The organism is Aquibaculum arenosum (genome assembly GCF_029222965.1).
Taxonomy (GTDB): Bacteria; Pseudomonadota; Alphaproteobacteria; order Kiloniellales; family DSM-21159; genus Aquibaculum; species Aquibaculum arenosum.
In genome coordinates this window covers 255,062-268,907 of record NZ_JARHUD010000003.1, presented here as the reverse complement: position 1 = coordinate 268,907, position 13,846 = coordinate 255,062, and the positions used below count along the sequence as shown (strand labels likewise).

Genomic DNA, 13,846 nt, shown 5'->3' with positions numbered 1-13,846 from the left:
GAGGCGATGAAGAAAAAGCTTTTCCTTGCAGCACTCTTGCTTCCCCTGACGGCAGCGGCAAGTGCCCTTTCGGCGAGTGAGCCGCCGCTCGATGGCTGGTTCGCCGAGGGCTACCAGACCGTCGAGACCAGCGCCCCGGACATCCCCTTCACCAGGCTGAACGATGGCGAAGAGCAGCCGGTCACCCTGGCCGACTACGAGGGCGAGGTGCTGCTGCTCAACTTCTGGGCCACCTGGTGCGCCCCCTGCGTCGAAGAAATGCCCGCCCTCGATGCCCTGGAGGCCGAACTGGGCGATGAGGATTTCCGCGTGCTTGTCGTCTCCAACGACCGCCGCGGCGCCGAGCAAGTCCTGCCCTTCTACGAAGAGCACGGCTTGGAGAACCTGGGCGTCTGGCTCGACCCGCGCGGCGAACTGATGCGCGCCATGGAAACCCGCGGCCTGCCCACCAGCTTCGTCATCGATCGAGACGGACGAATTGTGGGCCGCGTGGAAGGCGCCGCACCCTGGGACAGCGCTGAGGCCATTGAACTGCTGCGCTGGTATATGGAGTAGAGGCACGAGACCTCGGCTTCAGGCGCCGGTGAGCAGCGGCGTCGCCTGAACCCACCAGGCAGGCTGCGCTGCCTTCAGGCGCCGGACCGCCGCCTCCGCTTCCTCAGGTGTGGCGAACAGCCCGAAGCAGCTTGCGCCGCTGCCGCTCATGCGCGCCAGCAGGCAGCCGGCTTCCCGCGCCAGGGCGCTCAGCACGACGTCAATCTGCGGGCGAAGTGCGCGCGCGGCCGGCTCCAGGTCGTTGGCGCTGCGGCGCAGGCAACCCGCCAGTTCCGCCGCCGTGCGCGGCGGCGTTGCCCAAAGCGGAGCGGCGGCGGAGAAGGGGCCGCTGCGCGCCCGGAACACCTCCGGCGTTCCCAGAGCCACGCCCGGATTGGCCAGCACGATCCAGGTTGGCGGCAGCGCCGGCAGCGGCTCCAGACGCTCGCCCACCCCACGCATCAAGGCCGGCCGCCCGAGCAAGCAGACCGGAACGTCCGCCCCCAGTTCGGCGGCTAAGGCCTGCAGGCCGGGTTCCGGCAGGCTGATCGACCAAAGGCGCTGCAGCAGGCGCAAAGTGGCGGCGGCATCGGCCGAGCCACCACCCAGGCCCGCCGCCACCGGCAGGCGCTTGTCGAGCGTCAGAACGGCACCCCGCCCCACACCGGCGGCCTGCGCTAAGAGGCGCGCCGCGCGCAGCACCAGATTGCCCGCACCCGCGTCGTGCAGCGCGGCGGCAAAGGGGCCAGTCACCTCCAGCGTCAGCTCCCCTGAAGGGTGCGCGCTCAGACGGTCCCCGCAGTCGGCAAAGGCGACTAGGCTTTCCAGTTCGTGATAGCCGTCGGCGCGCCGACCCACGACTCTCAAGGTGAGATTGAGCTTGGCCGGCGCCGTCTCGACGACGGCCCCTGCCCCCGTGATCACTGCGCCGCCTCTTCCGGCAGCCCGTCCTCCAGCTTGCGCTCGATCGCCGGTATGTCCTTGTCCTCGGGATCGAGGGAGAGGGCCCGACTCCATTGAACCACCGCCTCGCGCGTACGCCCGGTCTTCCAGTAGGCGTCGCCCAGGTGATCGTTAATCACCGGGTCCTGGGGCTGCAGCTCCACAGCCCGCTCGAGCTGCTCCACCGCCTCCTCGTATTCTCCAAGGCGATAGTAGAGCCAGCCCAGGGAGTCGACGATGTGGCCGTCGTTGGGTTCTCGCTCAACCGCACGCTCCAGCATGTCCGCCGCTTCCTCGAAGTTCTGCTCCTGCTCGATCCAGGAATAGGCGAGATAGTTGAGGACGTAGGGCTGGTCCGGCTCCAGCTCCAGGGCGCGCAGGAAATCGGCTTCTGCTTGGTCCCACTTTTCGCTGCGTTCATAGGCAATGCCGCGGAAGTAGAAGAGCACCCATTGTTGCCGACTGATTTCTCCCACGCGCTCTAGTGCTTCGCTGTAAGCCTCGGCGGCGGCCTGGAAATCCTCCTGGCTGCGCAGGAGATTGCCCAGCCGGTATGGCGGCTCATAGCGCTCCGGCCGCTGCTCCGCCAGGGCGCGCAGCCGCGCCTCGGCCGCTTCGGTTTCGCCCAGTTGCTGCAACTCCTCGACCATGCGCAGGCCGGCATTCCAGGCGAAAGGCGAGTCTTCGGGGATCGCCTCGTAGACCGCGAGCGCGGCATTGGAGCGTTGCTGATACTGCAGGATCTCGCCGATGAGAAGGCGGGCAGCTTCCATCTCCGGCGCCAGATGCAGCGCCAGGCGGGCATGGATCAGGCCGGGGATTGGCACCTGTTCCTGCGCCATCAGGCTGGCAAAGTCGAACAGGGCTTCGGCAAATCCACGGAGCGGGTCGACCACCAGGGGTTCCGGCTCGCCGCTGTCTTCGCGCAGCCGTTCCACCAGCAGATTATCAGGGTTCTGTTCGGCAAAAGCCTCGTAGAGCGCCTCGGCTTCGGCCGCTTCGCCGCCGCGCTCCAGCACGTTGCCCAGGTACCAGACCAGGCGCATGGACAGGCGCTCGCTCGCCTCCGCCATGGTCTGCGCTGCCTCAAGCGCCTCATCATCGCGTCCCAGCACATCCAGCAGCAGCACCCGATGCAGCCCAGTCAGGGCGCTGAGCCCACCATCGCGCTCGAGCGTTTCCAGGGACTCCAGGGCTTCCTCGCCCTTGCCCTGCGCGACGGCGAGCCAGGCATCCAGCAGAGGTCTCGTGATCTCCACCAGGCCCGAGGCGGGCTGCTCGGCCAGCAGGCTGCGGGCGCGGGCCGGATCATCCTGCTCCAGAGCCTGGCCGGCGAGCAGCAGCAGCGCCGCCGCATCCGCCCGGTCCTGCTCCAGCAGGCGCTCGGCCAGATTGTAGGCCCGGTCCATCCGCCCTTCTGCGGCGTTCAGCATGAAGGTTTGCTGCAGCAGGGCCGGATTCTCCGGGTCGCCGGAGAGCGCATGCACCAGGAATTCCGCTGCTGCGCCGTAGTCGCCCCGGCCTTCCGCAACCAGGCCGGCAAGGTAGCTGCCATAGATGCTCTCTTGCGACCAGACGGCGTCTGGTAGAAGTCCGTTCGGCGCACTGTCGGGCGAGGCTGTGGCCTGTGCCGGCGGCGCGATCAACCCCAATCCGGCGGCCAGTGCCGCTGCGATCAGCGGAAGTTTCAGGCCGCTGCTGCGGCGCAGTCGATAGGCCATGCGCGTCACGCACCCTTTCTGCCGGTGAGCCCTTACCCCCAAACTAGACCGGATCGCGTTCAATCTGAACCACAAGGTTTGAGAGTGAAGACGCATACCCGCTCGAGAGTCCGAAATGGGGTGCAGATCGGCGGCACAGGTCTTGGCCGCCTGCACTGCCGAGGCCTCCGCATGCGTGCCGGCTTTCCTTGTGGGCGAGGCTCACATGTTCGGATAGTTCGGACCGCCGCCGCCCTCAGGCACCGTCCAGTTGATGTTTTGGGCCGGATCCTTGATGTCGCAGGTCTTGCAGTGGACGCAGTTCTGCGCGTTGATCACGAAGCGCGGATTAGAGCCGTCGTCGTCGCGCACCACCTCGTAGACCCCGGCCGGACAGTAGCGCTGGGCCGGCTCGTCATAGAGCGGCAGGTTCTTGTCGATGGGGATCGAAGGATCGGCCAGGCGCAGATGCACCGGCTGGTCTTCCTCGTGATTGGTGTTGGAGATATAGACGCTCGAGAGGCGGTCGAAGGTGATCACCCCGTCCGGCTTGGGATAGTCGATCTTCGGCATCTCGGCCGCCGGCTTCAGCGTTTCGTGGTCCTGATGCTTGTGATGCAGGGTCCAGGGCAGCTTGCCGCCGAAGAGCTTGAGGTCGATGCCGCCGTAGAGGAAGCCCAGGCGGTTGCCCCAGCGCGCTGCCGCCGGCCGGAAATTGCGGGCGTGATAGAGCTCCTCATGCACCCAGGAGCCACGATACTTCTCCTCGTAGCTCTCCAGCGTGCCATAACCCTCGTCGCCCCCGGCCAGCGCCTCGGCCACACTCTCCGCGGCCAACATGCCGGTCTTCATGGCGGTGTGGCTGCCCTTGATCTTGGGCACGTTGAGGAAGCCGGCCGCACAGCCCAGCAACAGGCCTCCCGGAAAAGCCAGCTTCGGCACCGATTGCCAGCCGCCTTCGTTCAGCGCCCGCGCGCCATAGGAGATGCGCCGCCCGCCTTCGAGCATCGGCCGGATCGCCGGATGGGTCTTGAAGCGCTGGAACTCCTCGAAGGGAAAGAGGTGCGGGTTCTGGTAGTCGAGCCCGATCACGTAGCCGATGTAAGCCTGATTGCCCTCCAGGTGGTAGATGAAGGAGCCGCCCCAGGTCTTGTCATCCATGGGCCAGCCGGCGGTGTGGATCACCGTGCCCTGCTTGTGCTGGGCCGGGTCCAGTTCCCAGAGTTCCTTGATGCCGATGCCGTAGGTCTGCGGATCGCGCCCGTCGCGCAGTCCGAAGCGCTGCTCCAGGCCCTTGGTCAGTGAGCCGCGGCAGCCCTCGGCAAAAAGCGTATACTTGGCCAGGAGTTCCATACCCGGTTCCCAGCTCGGCTTCTTCTCGCCGCTGCGATCCAGGCCCATGTCGCCGGTTGCCACGCCGCGCACCCGGCCGGACTCGTCGTAGAGGATTTCCGCGGCGGCGAAGCCGGGATAGACCTCGGCCCCGAGCGCTTCGGCCTGCTCGGCCAGCCAGCGGCAGACATTGCCCAGTGAGACGATGTAGTTGCCGTGGTTGTGCGTTTGCTTCGGCAGCAGGGAGACGGGAATGTTCCGGCTGCCCTTTTCGCTCAGCAGCAGGAAGCGTTCGTCCTCGACCGGCGTGTTGAGCGGCGCGCCGCGCTCCTTCCAGTCCGGGAGCAACTCGTTGAGCGCGCGCGGCTCCAGCACGGCGCCGGAGAGGATGTGCGCGCCCACTTCCGAACCCTTCTCCAGCACGCAGACGCTGATGTCCTGCCCGCTTTCCTCCGCCAGCTGGCGCAAACGGATCGCCGCTGCCAGACCCGCCGGGCCGGCGCCCACGATCACAACGTCGAACTCCATCGACTCCCGTTCCATCGTTCTCTCCCGTCTAGGCCTTGCTGCTTCCGGTTGGAAGTATCCTGCGCTGCGCCGAGCGCCTCAGCCGTGAAGGCCATATCAACGGCGCCCTGATGGTAAAGGAAACCACCACGGCGACCGCCTCTTTGCAACCCGCGCCCGCAAGGAACGGCGGGGCGAGTCGCGCACGGGCTTGCCGTGAGGTCAGCAGCAAGTCACTTTTGGCATCATGACGGAGAGTGGGCAGGAGCAGGACGCGCTGGCAGCGCTGCGCTGGCTGGTCGACGCCGGGGCCGACGAGGCCCTGGCCGACACGCCGCAGGATCGCTATGCGCAGGCGGTCCCCCCGGCAACAGCCCAACTCGCGGCGCCCCAACAAGCCCCGCCCGCCCCTGGTCGGCGCAGTCCGCCACCCGATCTCTCCAGCGATGCCCCTGGCACCTGGGCCCCCAAGATTAAGCCGCCGAGCGCGCCCCAAGCTGTCATCGAGGAGGCCCGCGCCCAGGCCAATGCGGCCCAGGACCTGGATAGCCTGCACGCCGCCATTCGCGCCTTCGAGGGCTGCGCCCTGAAGCAGTCGGCCACCAACACGGTGATCTTTCGCGGCAACCCCGCCGCCCGCGTCATGCTGATCGGCGAAGCGCCGGGCCGCGACGAAGACCTTCAGGGCCAGCCCTTCGTCGGGGCGGCCGGTCGTCTGCTCGATGACATGCTGCGTTGGGCGGGCTTCAGCCTCGATGAGGTCTTCATCACCAACGTGCTGTTCTGGCGTCCGCCGGGTAATCGCACACCGGAGCAACGCGAGATCGCGGTGTGTCTGCCCTTCATCGAACGACAGATCGCTCTCTTGCAACCAAGCCACCTCTTGCTGATCGGCAATGTCGCCACCAAGTCCCTGCTGGCGCGCAGCGAGGGCATCACCAAGCTGCGCGGATCCTGGTTCCCTTATGAGCAAGCGGGCCTGTCATCGCCCCTGCCAGCCATGGCATCGCTGCACCCGGCTTTTCTTCTGCGCCAGCCGGCACAGAAGCGCATCGCGTGGCGAAACATGCTGGCCTTCCGTGCGGCCGTTGCGGGCAATCTGGATCCTCTGGCCGGATCCTCAGGCAGCACCTGAGTCCTGAGCACAAGAGCCTTCCAGCCATCATGCAGCAGGCTTTTCTGGCACGCAGTGAACTACACAAAAGGGTCTCAGGTGCAAAAGGTTTCACTCCGCTCTGGCGCCGACGCCAAAAATGAGTCTAAAATGATGTGGGGCAAGTGTGGTTCTCCGTCGGGCAAGAGGAGAAGTTTTCCCGTGAGTGTTCAAAAGGCATGCGCGGTGCTGTGCGGAGCAGTGATCTGCATGCTTCCGTTTGGCTCAGGCGTGGCCGCCGAAGCAAGCGGACCCGCCAGCGGCCCGGAAGTACAAGCGGAAACCGCCGCACTGCCGAGCCTCGGTACCGCTCGGCCGACCGCCATGCCGGAGATTCTCTCTCGTGCCGATGCGCTGCGCTACCGCCGCATCTTCGATCTGCAGGGGGAGGGGCGCTGGGATGAAGCCGATCGCCTGATCGCCCGTCTGGCCGATCAGCGCCTCATGGGCCATGTGCTCTTCCAGCGCTACATGCACCCCACGGCCTACCGCTCCGAATACAGTGAACTGCGCAATTGGCTGGCCCAGTACGCCGACCATCCCGGCGCCCACCGCATCCATCGCCTCGCCCTCCAGCGCAAGCCATCGGGCGCACCGGATCTGCGGGCGCCCAGGTCCAGCAGTGGCTTCCGGGTCGATCTCTCCGTTGCGCCGATGATGGAAACCGAGACAACGGATCACTCGCCCCTGATGACCGTATCGGCCAGCACGCCGACGACCCAGGACAGCGAAGGCCTGCCCGCCTTCACCGTTGGGCGCGGCACGGCGGGAAGCTGGATCCTGCCGGGCGACCGGGAGCGCGCGCAGGATGTTTCCGACAAGGCCGCGGAGCTGGCGACAGCCCAGGCGCCGCAGCAGCATTGGAACAAGGGTCTGGAGGCCTGGCGCCGCGGGGACACCGAGGCGGCCGCTGCCTACTTCCAAGCCATCGTGATCGACGACCAGGCCAGCGGTTGGATCCGCTCGGCCGGCGCCTATTGGGCCGCGCGCGCGGCATTGCGTCTCGGGCAGCCCCAGGAGATGAGCCGCTGGCTGCGTGAAGCCCTGTCCGAGCCGCGCAGCTTCTACGGCCTGCTGGCCCAGCAGGCGCTGGGCACGGCACCGGCCTTCGATTTCACCGAGGTCGCATACGATCCCAAGGCCATGAACCGCCTGCTCGCCCAGCCGGCGGTCAAGCGCGCCCTGGCCCTGGCCCAGGCGGGGCAGCCTTCCCGGGCGGCGGACGAGATCGAAAGCCTGGGCGGGACCTTCAATTATCGCGAGGCCGAAGCGCTGCTCGCGCTCATCGACCGCGCCGGTCTCCCGGCCAAGGCCTTCGATCTGGCCAGCCGCATGGAGCAGATCGTCGGCGCCGGCAACGGCCTGGGCACCCTCGACGTGGGGCTCTTTCCCCTGCCGCCCTGGGAGCCCAACGGGGGTTTCACCCTCGATCGGGCGCTGCTCTACGCCCTGATGCGTCAGGAATCCGCCTTCGACCCCACGGCCCGCAGCCCCATGGGAGCCAGCGGCCTGATGCAGCTCATGCCGCGCACCGCCAGCTATGTGTCCGGGGACAACAGCCTCGCCGGCGCCAACCGGCATCTCCTGCTGGACCCGGCCTTCAATCTGGAGCTGGCCCAGCGCTACGTCAGCTATCTCCTCGACTACGACGGCGTGGACAACAACCTGCTGCACCTGGCGGTGGCCTACAACGCCGGGCCCGGCAACCTGCAGCGCTGGCTGGCGTCCATGGAGAGCGCCGGCATCGACACCAACGATCCGCTGCTTTTCATCGAGAGTCTGCCCTCGGGCGAAACGCGCAGCTTCATTCGCCGCGTCCTGACGAACTTCTGGATCTACCGCATGCGCCTCGAGCAGCCGACGCCCTCCCTGGCCACGCTCGCGGCCGGCGAATGGCCCTACTACGAGGCACTCGACTGACTCCGACCTGCGGCAGCACGCCCCCTGGTCCCTCGCGCTTGGGAAGCGTATATCCAGTCTGCGTGATCCCGGCATCGGTCGGGCACAAACAGGTCGCGGGAGCAGCCCATGAACCGGATCGACGAAAGCCGGCCTTTCCTGCCGGTGCGCATTGCCATCCTGACCGTTTCCGATAGCCGCAGCGCCGCCGAGGATCGCTCCGGCGACAGCCTGCAGCGCATGATCGAAGGCGACGGGCATGAGGTGGCCCGTCGGGAAATTTGCCGCGACGAGGTCAGCGACATCGCCGCCTTCCTGCGCGGCTGCATCGAGGACCCCGAGATCGACGTGGTGATCAGCACCGGCGGCACCGGCGTGACCGGCCGCGACGTGACGCCGGAGGCCTTTGACGCCGTGTTGGAAAAACGCATCGAAGGCTTCGGCGAGCTCTTCCGCATGCTCTCCTACCAGAAGATCGGCACCTCGACGATGCAGTCGCGCGCTCTGGGCGGCGTTGCCGGCGGCACCTATCTCTTCGCGCTGCCGGGTTCGCCGGGCGCCTGCAAGGACGGCTGGCAGGACATTCTCCGCTGGCAGCTCGACGCCCGCTATCGGCCCTGCAATCTCGTGGAGTTGATGCCGCGGCTGAATGAGCACCTCCGCGCGGCCGAGTAGGGCGCGACTGCGGCGTCACTGTCGCCAGAGCGGCTCTTTCAGACTGTCCAGCATGCGCTCGTGCGCTGCGGTCTCGGCTTCGCTCGGCGCATGCGGCCGGGGCTCCCGGTAGCGCCGGGTGACACCTACGACGCGGCTCGTGCCTGCAGCAGCCTGACTGTCGAGCGTGAGGCCAGGCTGGCGTCCGCCGCGCAGTTCCAGATAGACCGCCGCCAAAAGCTGGCAGTCGAGCAGGGCGCCGTGCAGGCTGCGGGCGCTGAGGTCGATATCAAAGCGACGGCAGAGCGCATCCAGGCTGGCCTGGGCCCCCGGAAAGCGCCGCCGGGCCATCGCCACCGTATCGACCGCCCGGGACATTGGGATGGGCGAGTGCCCCAAGCGCGCCAGTTCCGCGTTCAAAAACCTGACATCGAACTCCGCATTGTGGATCACCAGCCTGTCCTCACGGACAAAGGACAGAAAATCCTCTACGATGTCCGCAAAGCGCGGCTGTCCGGCAAGAAACTCCGACGACAGTCCGTGAACCTTGAAGGCTTCTTCCGGCATGTCGCGATCGGGGTTGATGTAATACTGCCGCATCTGCCCGGTGGGCACATGATTCAAGAGCTCGACACAGCCGATTTCCACCACTCGGTCGCCGCTCAGCGGGTCCAGTCCGGTGGTTTCAGTATCCAGCACGATCTCACGCATCCAAGTCAGTCCCTTCGTCCGCGCAGGTCGCAACGGTCGGGCGCAGGCGGCGCACGATCCGTCGGAGCTGTCGGAAGGTATCGCCTTTGCCGCGGCCGGTCAGCACCAGGAACTCGGCGCGTCGCCGTTTTTCCCGATCCGGCATCTGCTGCGCTCGCACGGCGTCCAGGCGCTCGCGCGTCATGCCAGGCCGGCGCAGCACCCGTTGCTCCTGCAAAAAGGCCGGTGCCGTCACCAGGACAACAGCGTCGCAGAGCCTGTCGCCGCCGGTCTCGTAGAGCAGGGGGATGTCCAGCACCACCAACGGCCGGCGCGCCCTGCGGTGCCGGCGCAAAAAGGCCAGGGCCTCGGCCCTCACCAGGGGATGGACGATCGCCTCCAGCCGCCGCAAGGCAGCAGGATCACTAAACACGGCCGATCCCAAGCGACGGCGATCGACGGCGCCCTCGACCACGCTGTCGGGAAAAGCCGCCTCAATCGCCGGAACGGCAGCTCCGCCGGTGGCAAAGAGCCGATGCACCGCCGCATCGGCGTCGTGGACCGGCAACTTCATGCGTCGCAGCATGTTGGCCGCAGTCGACTTGCCCATGCCGATGGAGCCCGTAAGGCCAAGCACGCGCACCTCAGGCCTCCAGCACCGCCTGGCGCAAGGCAGGAGTGACCTCCGGTTCCACCCCGAACCAAGCCTGGAAACCCGGCCGCGCTTGGTGCAACAGCATGCCCAGGCCATCAACCGTGCAATTTCCCCGCTGCTTGGCGTCCGCCAGGAGGGGTGTTTCCAGCGGCGCATAGACGATATCGGTGACCAGGGCTGTCGCCGGGAGCTGCGTCAGGTCGAGCTCCAGCGGCGCCTTGCCGGTCATACCCAGCGCCGTGGTGTTCGCGAGCAGATTGGCGCCATCCAGCGCTACGGAACGCGCCTCCCAATCGACCACCTCGATTGCGCCGCCCAGCTCCGCCGCCAAGGTCTCGGCTCGTGCCCGCGAGCGGTTGAGCAGGCGTACCACCGGCACGCCCGCATCCAGCAAGGCCACGAGGATGGCTCGCGCCGCCCCGCCAGCACCCAGAACCACGGCCGGGCCGGCGGCCGGCTTCCATGCCGCAGCCTCCTGGCGCAGATTGGCCAGGAAACCGAAACCGTCAGTGTTGTCGCCGGCAATGCCCTCGGCGCCGAACACCAGTGTGTTCACCGCTCCGATCCGCTCGGCACGGGGTGAGAGACTGTCGCAGAGCGCCAGTACCGCTTCCTTGTGCGGGATGGTCACGTTGGCGCCGCGAAAGCCCAGCGCCACCAGGCCGCGCACCGCCGTCTCCAGGTTCTCCGGTCGCACCGCCAGCGGGACATAGGCACCGTCAATACCATAGTGCGTTAGCCAGTGGCCGTGCAGCTGCGGCGAGCGTGAATGCGCCACCGGCCAGCCCAGAACCCCAGCAAGACCTGCCGCACCGCTGATGCTCATGACAGGAGCACTCCCTGCGCCCGCAGGATGTCGAGCAGCGGGAGCAGCGGCAGCCCGAGCACGCTGAAATAATCCCCTTCGACCCGCTGGAAGAGCTGAGCGCCCAAACCCTCCAGGTGATACGCCCCGACCGAGCTCAAAACGGCCGTCCCCGCTGCTTGCAGATAGGCCTGCAGGAAATCCTCCGAAAAGGGGCGCATGGTCAGCCGCACCTCGGCGGTGTGGTGCCAGAGGCGCTGGCCATCTCGCAGCAGGCACACGCCGCTGAACAGGCTGTGTCGCCGCCCACAGAGCGCCCGCAATTGCTCAGCCGCCGCCTCGAGACTTTCCGGCTTGTCGAACCAGCGTCCCTCGCAGGCCAGCATTTGGTCGGCGCCGATCACCAGTGCCCCCGGCCGACGGCGAGAGATTGCCAGCGCCTTCAGTTCGGCCAGGGTTTCAGCGGCCTGTGCCGCCGATGCGCCTTCTGCAGCCAGCGAGGCCTTGACCTCGGCCTCGTCGACCGGTGCGGCCAAGACTTCCACCGTCAGTCCGGCATCCGCCAGCAACCTGCGCCTCACGTCGCTCGCCGAGGCCAGCACCACCGGGGCTGCGTCAGCCTGCTGCAGGCCCGTCATTGCGCCACCACCTTGCGATGCTCTTGCAGCAGCGTGAAGATCGCCGCCGCCGTTTCCTCGATGGAGCGCCGGGTGACATCGATCACCGGCCAGCCGCGCTGGGCGCAGAGCCGCCGGGCCTGCTGCACTTCGGCGGCTACGGTTTCCAGATCGGCATAGCTGCCCGCCTCATTGCGCTCGCCCATGGCCCGCAAGCGGGTGCGGCGCACGTCCACCAGGCGCGCCGGGTCCTTGGTCAAGCCGACGATGAGAGGTGCCCGGGTGCGGAAGAGCGCCTGGGGCAGGGGGAGGTTGGGAACGATCGGCACATTGGCGGCACGCACGCCGCGCTGGGCGAGATAGATGCAGGTCGGGGTCTTGGAGGTGCGCGAAACGCCCACCAGCACCACATCCGCATGCTCCAGCCTGTCGACACCCTGGCCGTCGTCGTGGGCAATGGCGAAGTCCATGGCCTCGATTCGGTCGAAGTAGACCGAATCCAGGGTGTGCTGACGCCCGGGGCGCCGGCTGCCGGCAAGTCGGAAATGCCCCGCCAGGGCGTGCATCACGGGATCGAGAATGTCCACCGCCGCCACATTCAGGCGGTGGCAGGCATCGATCAGCGTCCCGCGCAGGCTGTCGTCCACCATTGTGTAGAGCACCGGCCCCGGGTTGGCCTCGATCGCGGCGATCGCCTTGTCGAGCTGACCGCGCGTGCGCACCAGGGTCCAGATGTGCTCGATGGGTTCGATGGCATCGAACTGCACCAGACAGGCCCGCGCCACGGAGTTCACCGTTTCGCCGGTGGCGTCGGAAATCAGGTGCAGATGGTGCTGATGCACCGGGTCATTGCCCTCGTTCACGCTCGCCCTTCAACCTTTCCCCACCCATCGGTGGATAACCTCTGTGTTCCGGGTGACTGTCCACCGCGCTGATGATTCCGTCCCCGCTGCACCTGCTGACACACAGACCTCATCCACTTCGGGATGGATTTGTACAGACCTGGGGATAACTCTGCCCGCCGGCACTGCCAGCCACTTTTATCCTCCTAATCCACAGGCCGACGCAAGCAGCAGGCTTTCTGCGCTTTCCAATGATCAGTCCCAGGAAATATCAAGAGATCACTGTCATCCGTTACGCCACGGCGCATCCTGAGCATGAATCTGGGCATGGCGGCGCCATCCACAGGACTCACCGCCCTACTACAACAAAAACCTACTCTTATTTTTAACCCTGACTCAGGGTAAGAGGGGGCATGAACAAAAAACCGAGCGACACGCAGATGCTGGACGCATCCCTTCCCGCCGCCGACGAAAAGCGCCTGCTGCGCGTCCTGCGCGGGGAGCGCCAGCAGCCCCCGCCGATCTGGCTCATGCGCCAGGCCGGGCGCTATCTGGCCGAATACCGGACGGTGCGCGCGGAAGCCGGCAGCTTTCTCGATCTCTGCTACAATCCAGAGTTGGCCTGCGAGGTAACCCTGCAGCCGATCCGGCGCTTCGGGTTCGACGCGGCGATCCTCTTTTCCGACATTCTGGTCATTCCCCACGCTCTGGGACAGAAGCTCTGGTTCGAGGAGGGCAGGGGACCGCGCCTTGAACCCTTGCAAGGGGCGGGGGATCTGGCAGCACTCGACCCCGGCCGCATTGAGGAGCGCCTGCAGCCGGTGTTTGCGACTCTGGGCCTTTTGCAAAAGTCTCTGCCGGCGGAAACCACGCTGATCGGCTTTGCCGGCGCACCCTGGACCGTTGCCAGCTACATGATCGAGGGCGGGTCGAGCCGCGACTTCCTCAAGTCCAAGCGCTGGGCCTACAGCGACCCCGAGGGCTTCGCCCGCTTGATCGGCTTGCTGGTGGAGGCGACGGCCGGCTATCTCATCGCCCAGGTGGAAGCGGGGGCCGAGGTCCTACAGATCTTCGATTCCTGGTCGGGTGTCTGGCCGGAGCCGGAGTTCCGGCGCTGGTGCCTGGCGCCACAGCGTGAGATCGTCCGCCGCGTGAAGGCAGCGCATCCGCAGGTGCCGATCATCGTCTTCCCACGCGGCGCTGGGCCGCTCTATGTCGCTGTGGCCGAGGAGGTGGGTGCCGATGCGCTTTCGCTCGACACCACCGTGCCGCTGGACTGGGCAGCGCGCCACCTGCAGCCGAAGGTGGCGGTGCAAGGCAATCTAGATCCCGCACTCCTGCTGGTTGGCGGCGCGGCGCAGGACGCAGCGGTGGACCGCATCCTGAAGCAACTTGGCCAGGGGCGCTTCATCTTCAATCTTGGCCATGGCATCGACAAGCACACCCCGCCGGAGCATGTTGCGCGGCTCATGGAGCGGGTGCGCGCGCAGCATTCAACGCCAGTCTAGCCAAGGGG

Annotated in this window: 13 protein-coding genes; 5 read left to right on the top strand and 8 right to left on the bottom strand. The window is 66.8% G+C overall.

Going from position 1 to position 13,846, the window contains the following annotated elements; genetic code table 11:
- Positions 1–6 precede the first annotated feature (6 nt).
- Positions 7–555, top strand: coding sequence for a TlpA disulfide reductase family protein (locus P2G67_RS06400; RefSeq protein WP_275821186.1), 549 nt, complete (start codon positions 7–9; stop codon positions 553–555).
- 18 nt (positions 556–573) lie between these two features.
- On the opposite strand, the gene P2G67_RS06395 is transcribed toward P2G67_RS06400, so the two are convergent.
- The 3 genes from P2G67_RS06395 to P2G67_RS06385 all read right to left on the bottom strand — a co-directional run bounded on the left by P2G67_RS06395 (position 574) and on the right by P2G67_RS06385 (position 5,051).
- Positions 574–1,458 (bottom strand): 4-(cytidine 5'-diphospho)-2-C-methyl-D-erythritol kinase, encoded by an 885-nt coding sequence (locus P2G67_RS06395; protein WP_322099649.1) that lies wholly within the window; start codon positions 1,456–1,458, stop codon positions 574–576.
- Positions 1,455–3,197, bottom strand: a complete 1,743-nt coding sequence (locus P2G67_RS06390; RefSeq protein WP_275821184.1) for a tetratricopeptide repeat protein — start codon at positions 3,195–3,197, stop codon at positions 1,455–1,457. The genes P2G67_RS06395 and P2G67_RS06390 overlap by 4 nt, the downstream gene beginning before the upstream one ends.
- Positions 3,198–3,398: 201 nt before the next feature.
- Positions 3,399–5,051, bottom strand: coding sequence for an electron transfer flavoprotein-ubiquinone oxidoreductase (locus tag P2G67_RS06385; protein WP_275821182.1), 1,653 nt, complete (start codon positions 5,049–5,051; stop codon positions 3,399–3,401).
- A gap of 211 nt (positions 5,052–5,262) precedes the next feature.
- Between P2G67_RS06385 and P2G67_RS06380 the strand changes: the two genes are divergently transcribed.
- From P2G67_RS06380 to moaB, 3 genes are all read left to right on the top strand, one after another.
- On the top strand, positions 5,263–6,150 hold the full coding sequence (locus P2G67_RS06380) for a uracil-DNA glycosylase (RefSeq protein ID WP_275821180.1): 888 nt from the start codon (positions 5,263–5,265) through the stop codon (positions 6,148–6,150).
- 228 nt (positions 6,151–6,378) lie between these two features.
- On the top strand, positions 6,379–8,088 hold the full coding sequence (locus P2G67_RS06375) for a lytic transglycosylase domain-containing protein (RefSeq protein WP_275821178.1): 1,710 nt from the start codon (positions 6,379–6,381) through the stop codon (positions 8,086–8,088).
- A 108-nt stretch (positions 8,089–8,196) separates the two neighbouring features.
- Positions 8,197–8,742, top strand: a complete 546-nt coding sequence (moaB, locus tag P2G67_RS06370) for a molybdenum cofactor biosynthesis protein B (protein ID WP_275821176.1) — start codon at positions 8,197–8,199, stop codon at positions 8,740–8,742.
- Positions 8,743–8,757: 15 nt separating this feature from the next.
- Here moaB and dnaQ read toward each other — a convergent pair whose 3' ends face one another.
- The 5 genes from dnaQ to P2G67_RS06345 are packed head-to-tail and all read right to left on the bottom strand — an operon-like array spanning position 8,758 to position 12,351.
- The gene (dnaQ, locus tag P2G67_RS06365; RefSeq protein WP_275821174.1) at positions 8,758–9,432 is read right to left on the bottom strand and encodes a DNA polymerase III subunit epsilon; all 675 of its coding nucleotides are present in this window, start codon (positions 9,430–9,432) and stop codon (positions 8,758–8,760) included.
- Entirely contained in the window at positions 9,425–10,054 is a 630-nt protein-coding gene (coaE, locus tag P2G67_RS06360) for a dephospho-CoA kinase (protein ID WP_275821172.1), read from the bottom strand. The genes dnaQ and coaE overlap by 8 nt, the downstream gene beginning before the upstream one ends.
- Position 10,055: 1 nt before the next feature.
- Positions 10,056–10,892, bottom strand: a complete 837-nt coding sequence (locus tag P2G67_RS06355; protein WP_275821170.1) for a shikimate dehydrogenase — start codon at positions 10,890–10,892, stop codon at positions 10,056–10,058.
- Entirely contained in the window at positions 10,889–11,509 is a 621-nt protein-coding gene (locus tag P2G67_RS06350) for a Maf family protein (protein WP_275821168.1), read from the bottom strand. Before P2G67_RS06350 ends, P2G67_RS06355 begins: the two co-directional genes overlap by 4 nt.
- The gene (locus tag P2G67_RS06345; protein WP_275821166.1) at positions 11,506–12,351 is read right to left on the bottom strand and encodes a pyruvate, water dikinase regulatory protein; all 846 of its coding nucleotides are present in this window, start codon (positions 12,349–12,351) and stop codon (positions 11,506–11,508) included. The genes P2G67_RS06350 and P2G67_RS06345 overlap by 4 nt, the downstream gene beginning before the upstream one ends.
- 392 nt (positions 12,352–12,743) lie before the next feature.
- Between P2G67_RS06345 and hemE the strand changes: the two genes are divergently transcribed.
- Positions 12,744–13,838, top strand: a complete 1,095-nt coding sequence (hemE, locus tag P2G67_RS06340; RefSeq protein ID WP_275821165.1) for a uroporphyrinogen decarboxylase — start codon at positions 12,744–12,746, stop codon at positions 13,836–13,838.
- The last annotated feature ends 8 nt before the right edge of the window (positions 13,839–13,846 follow it).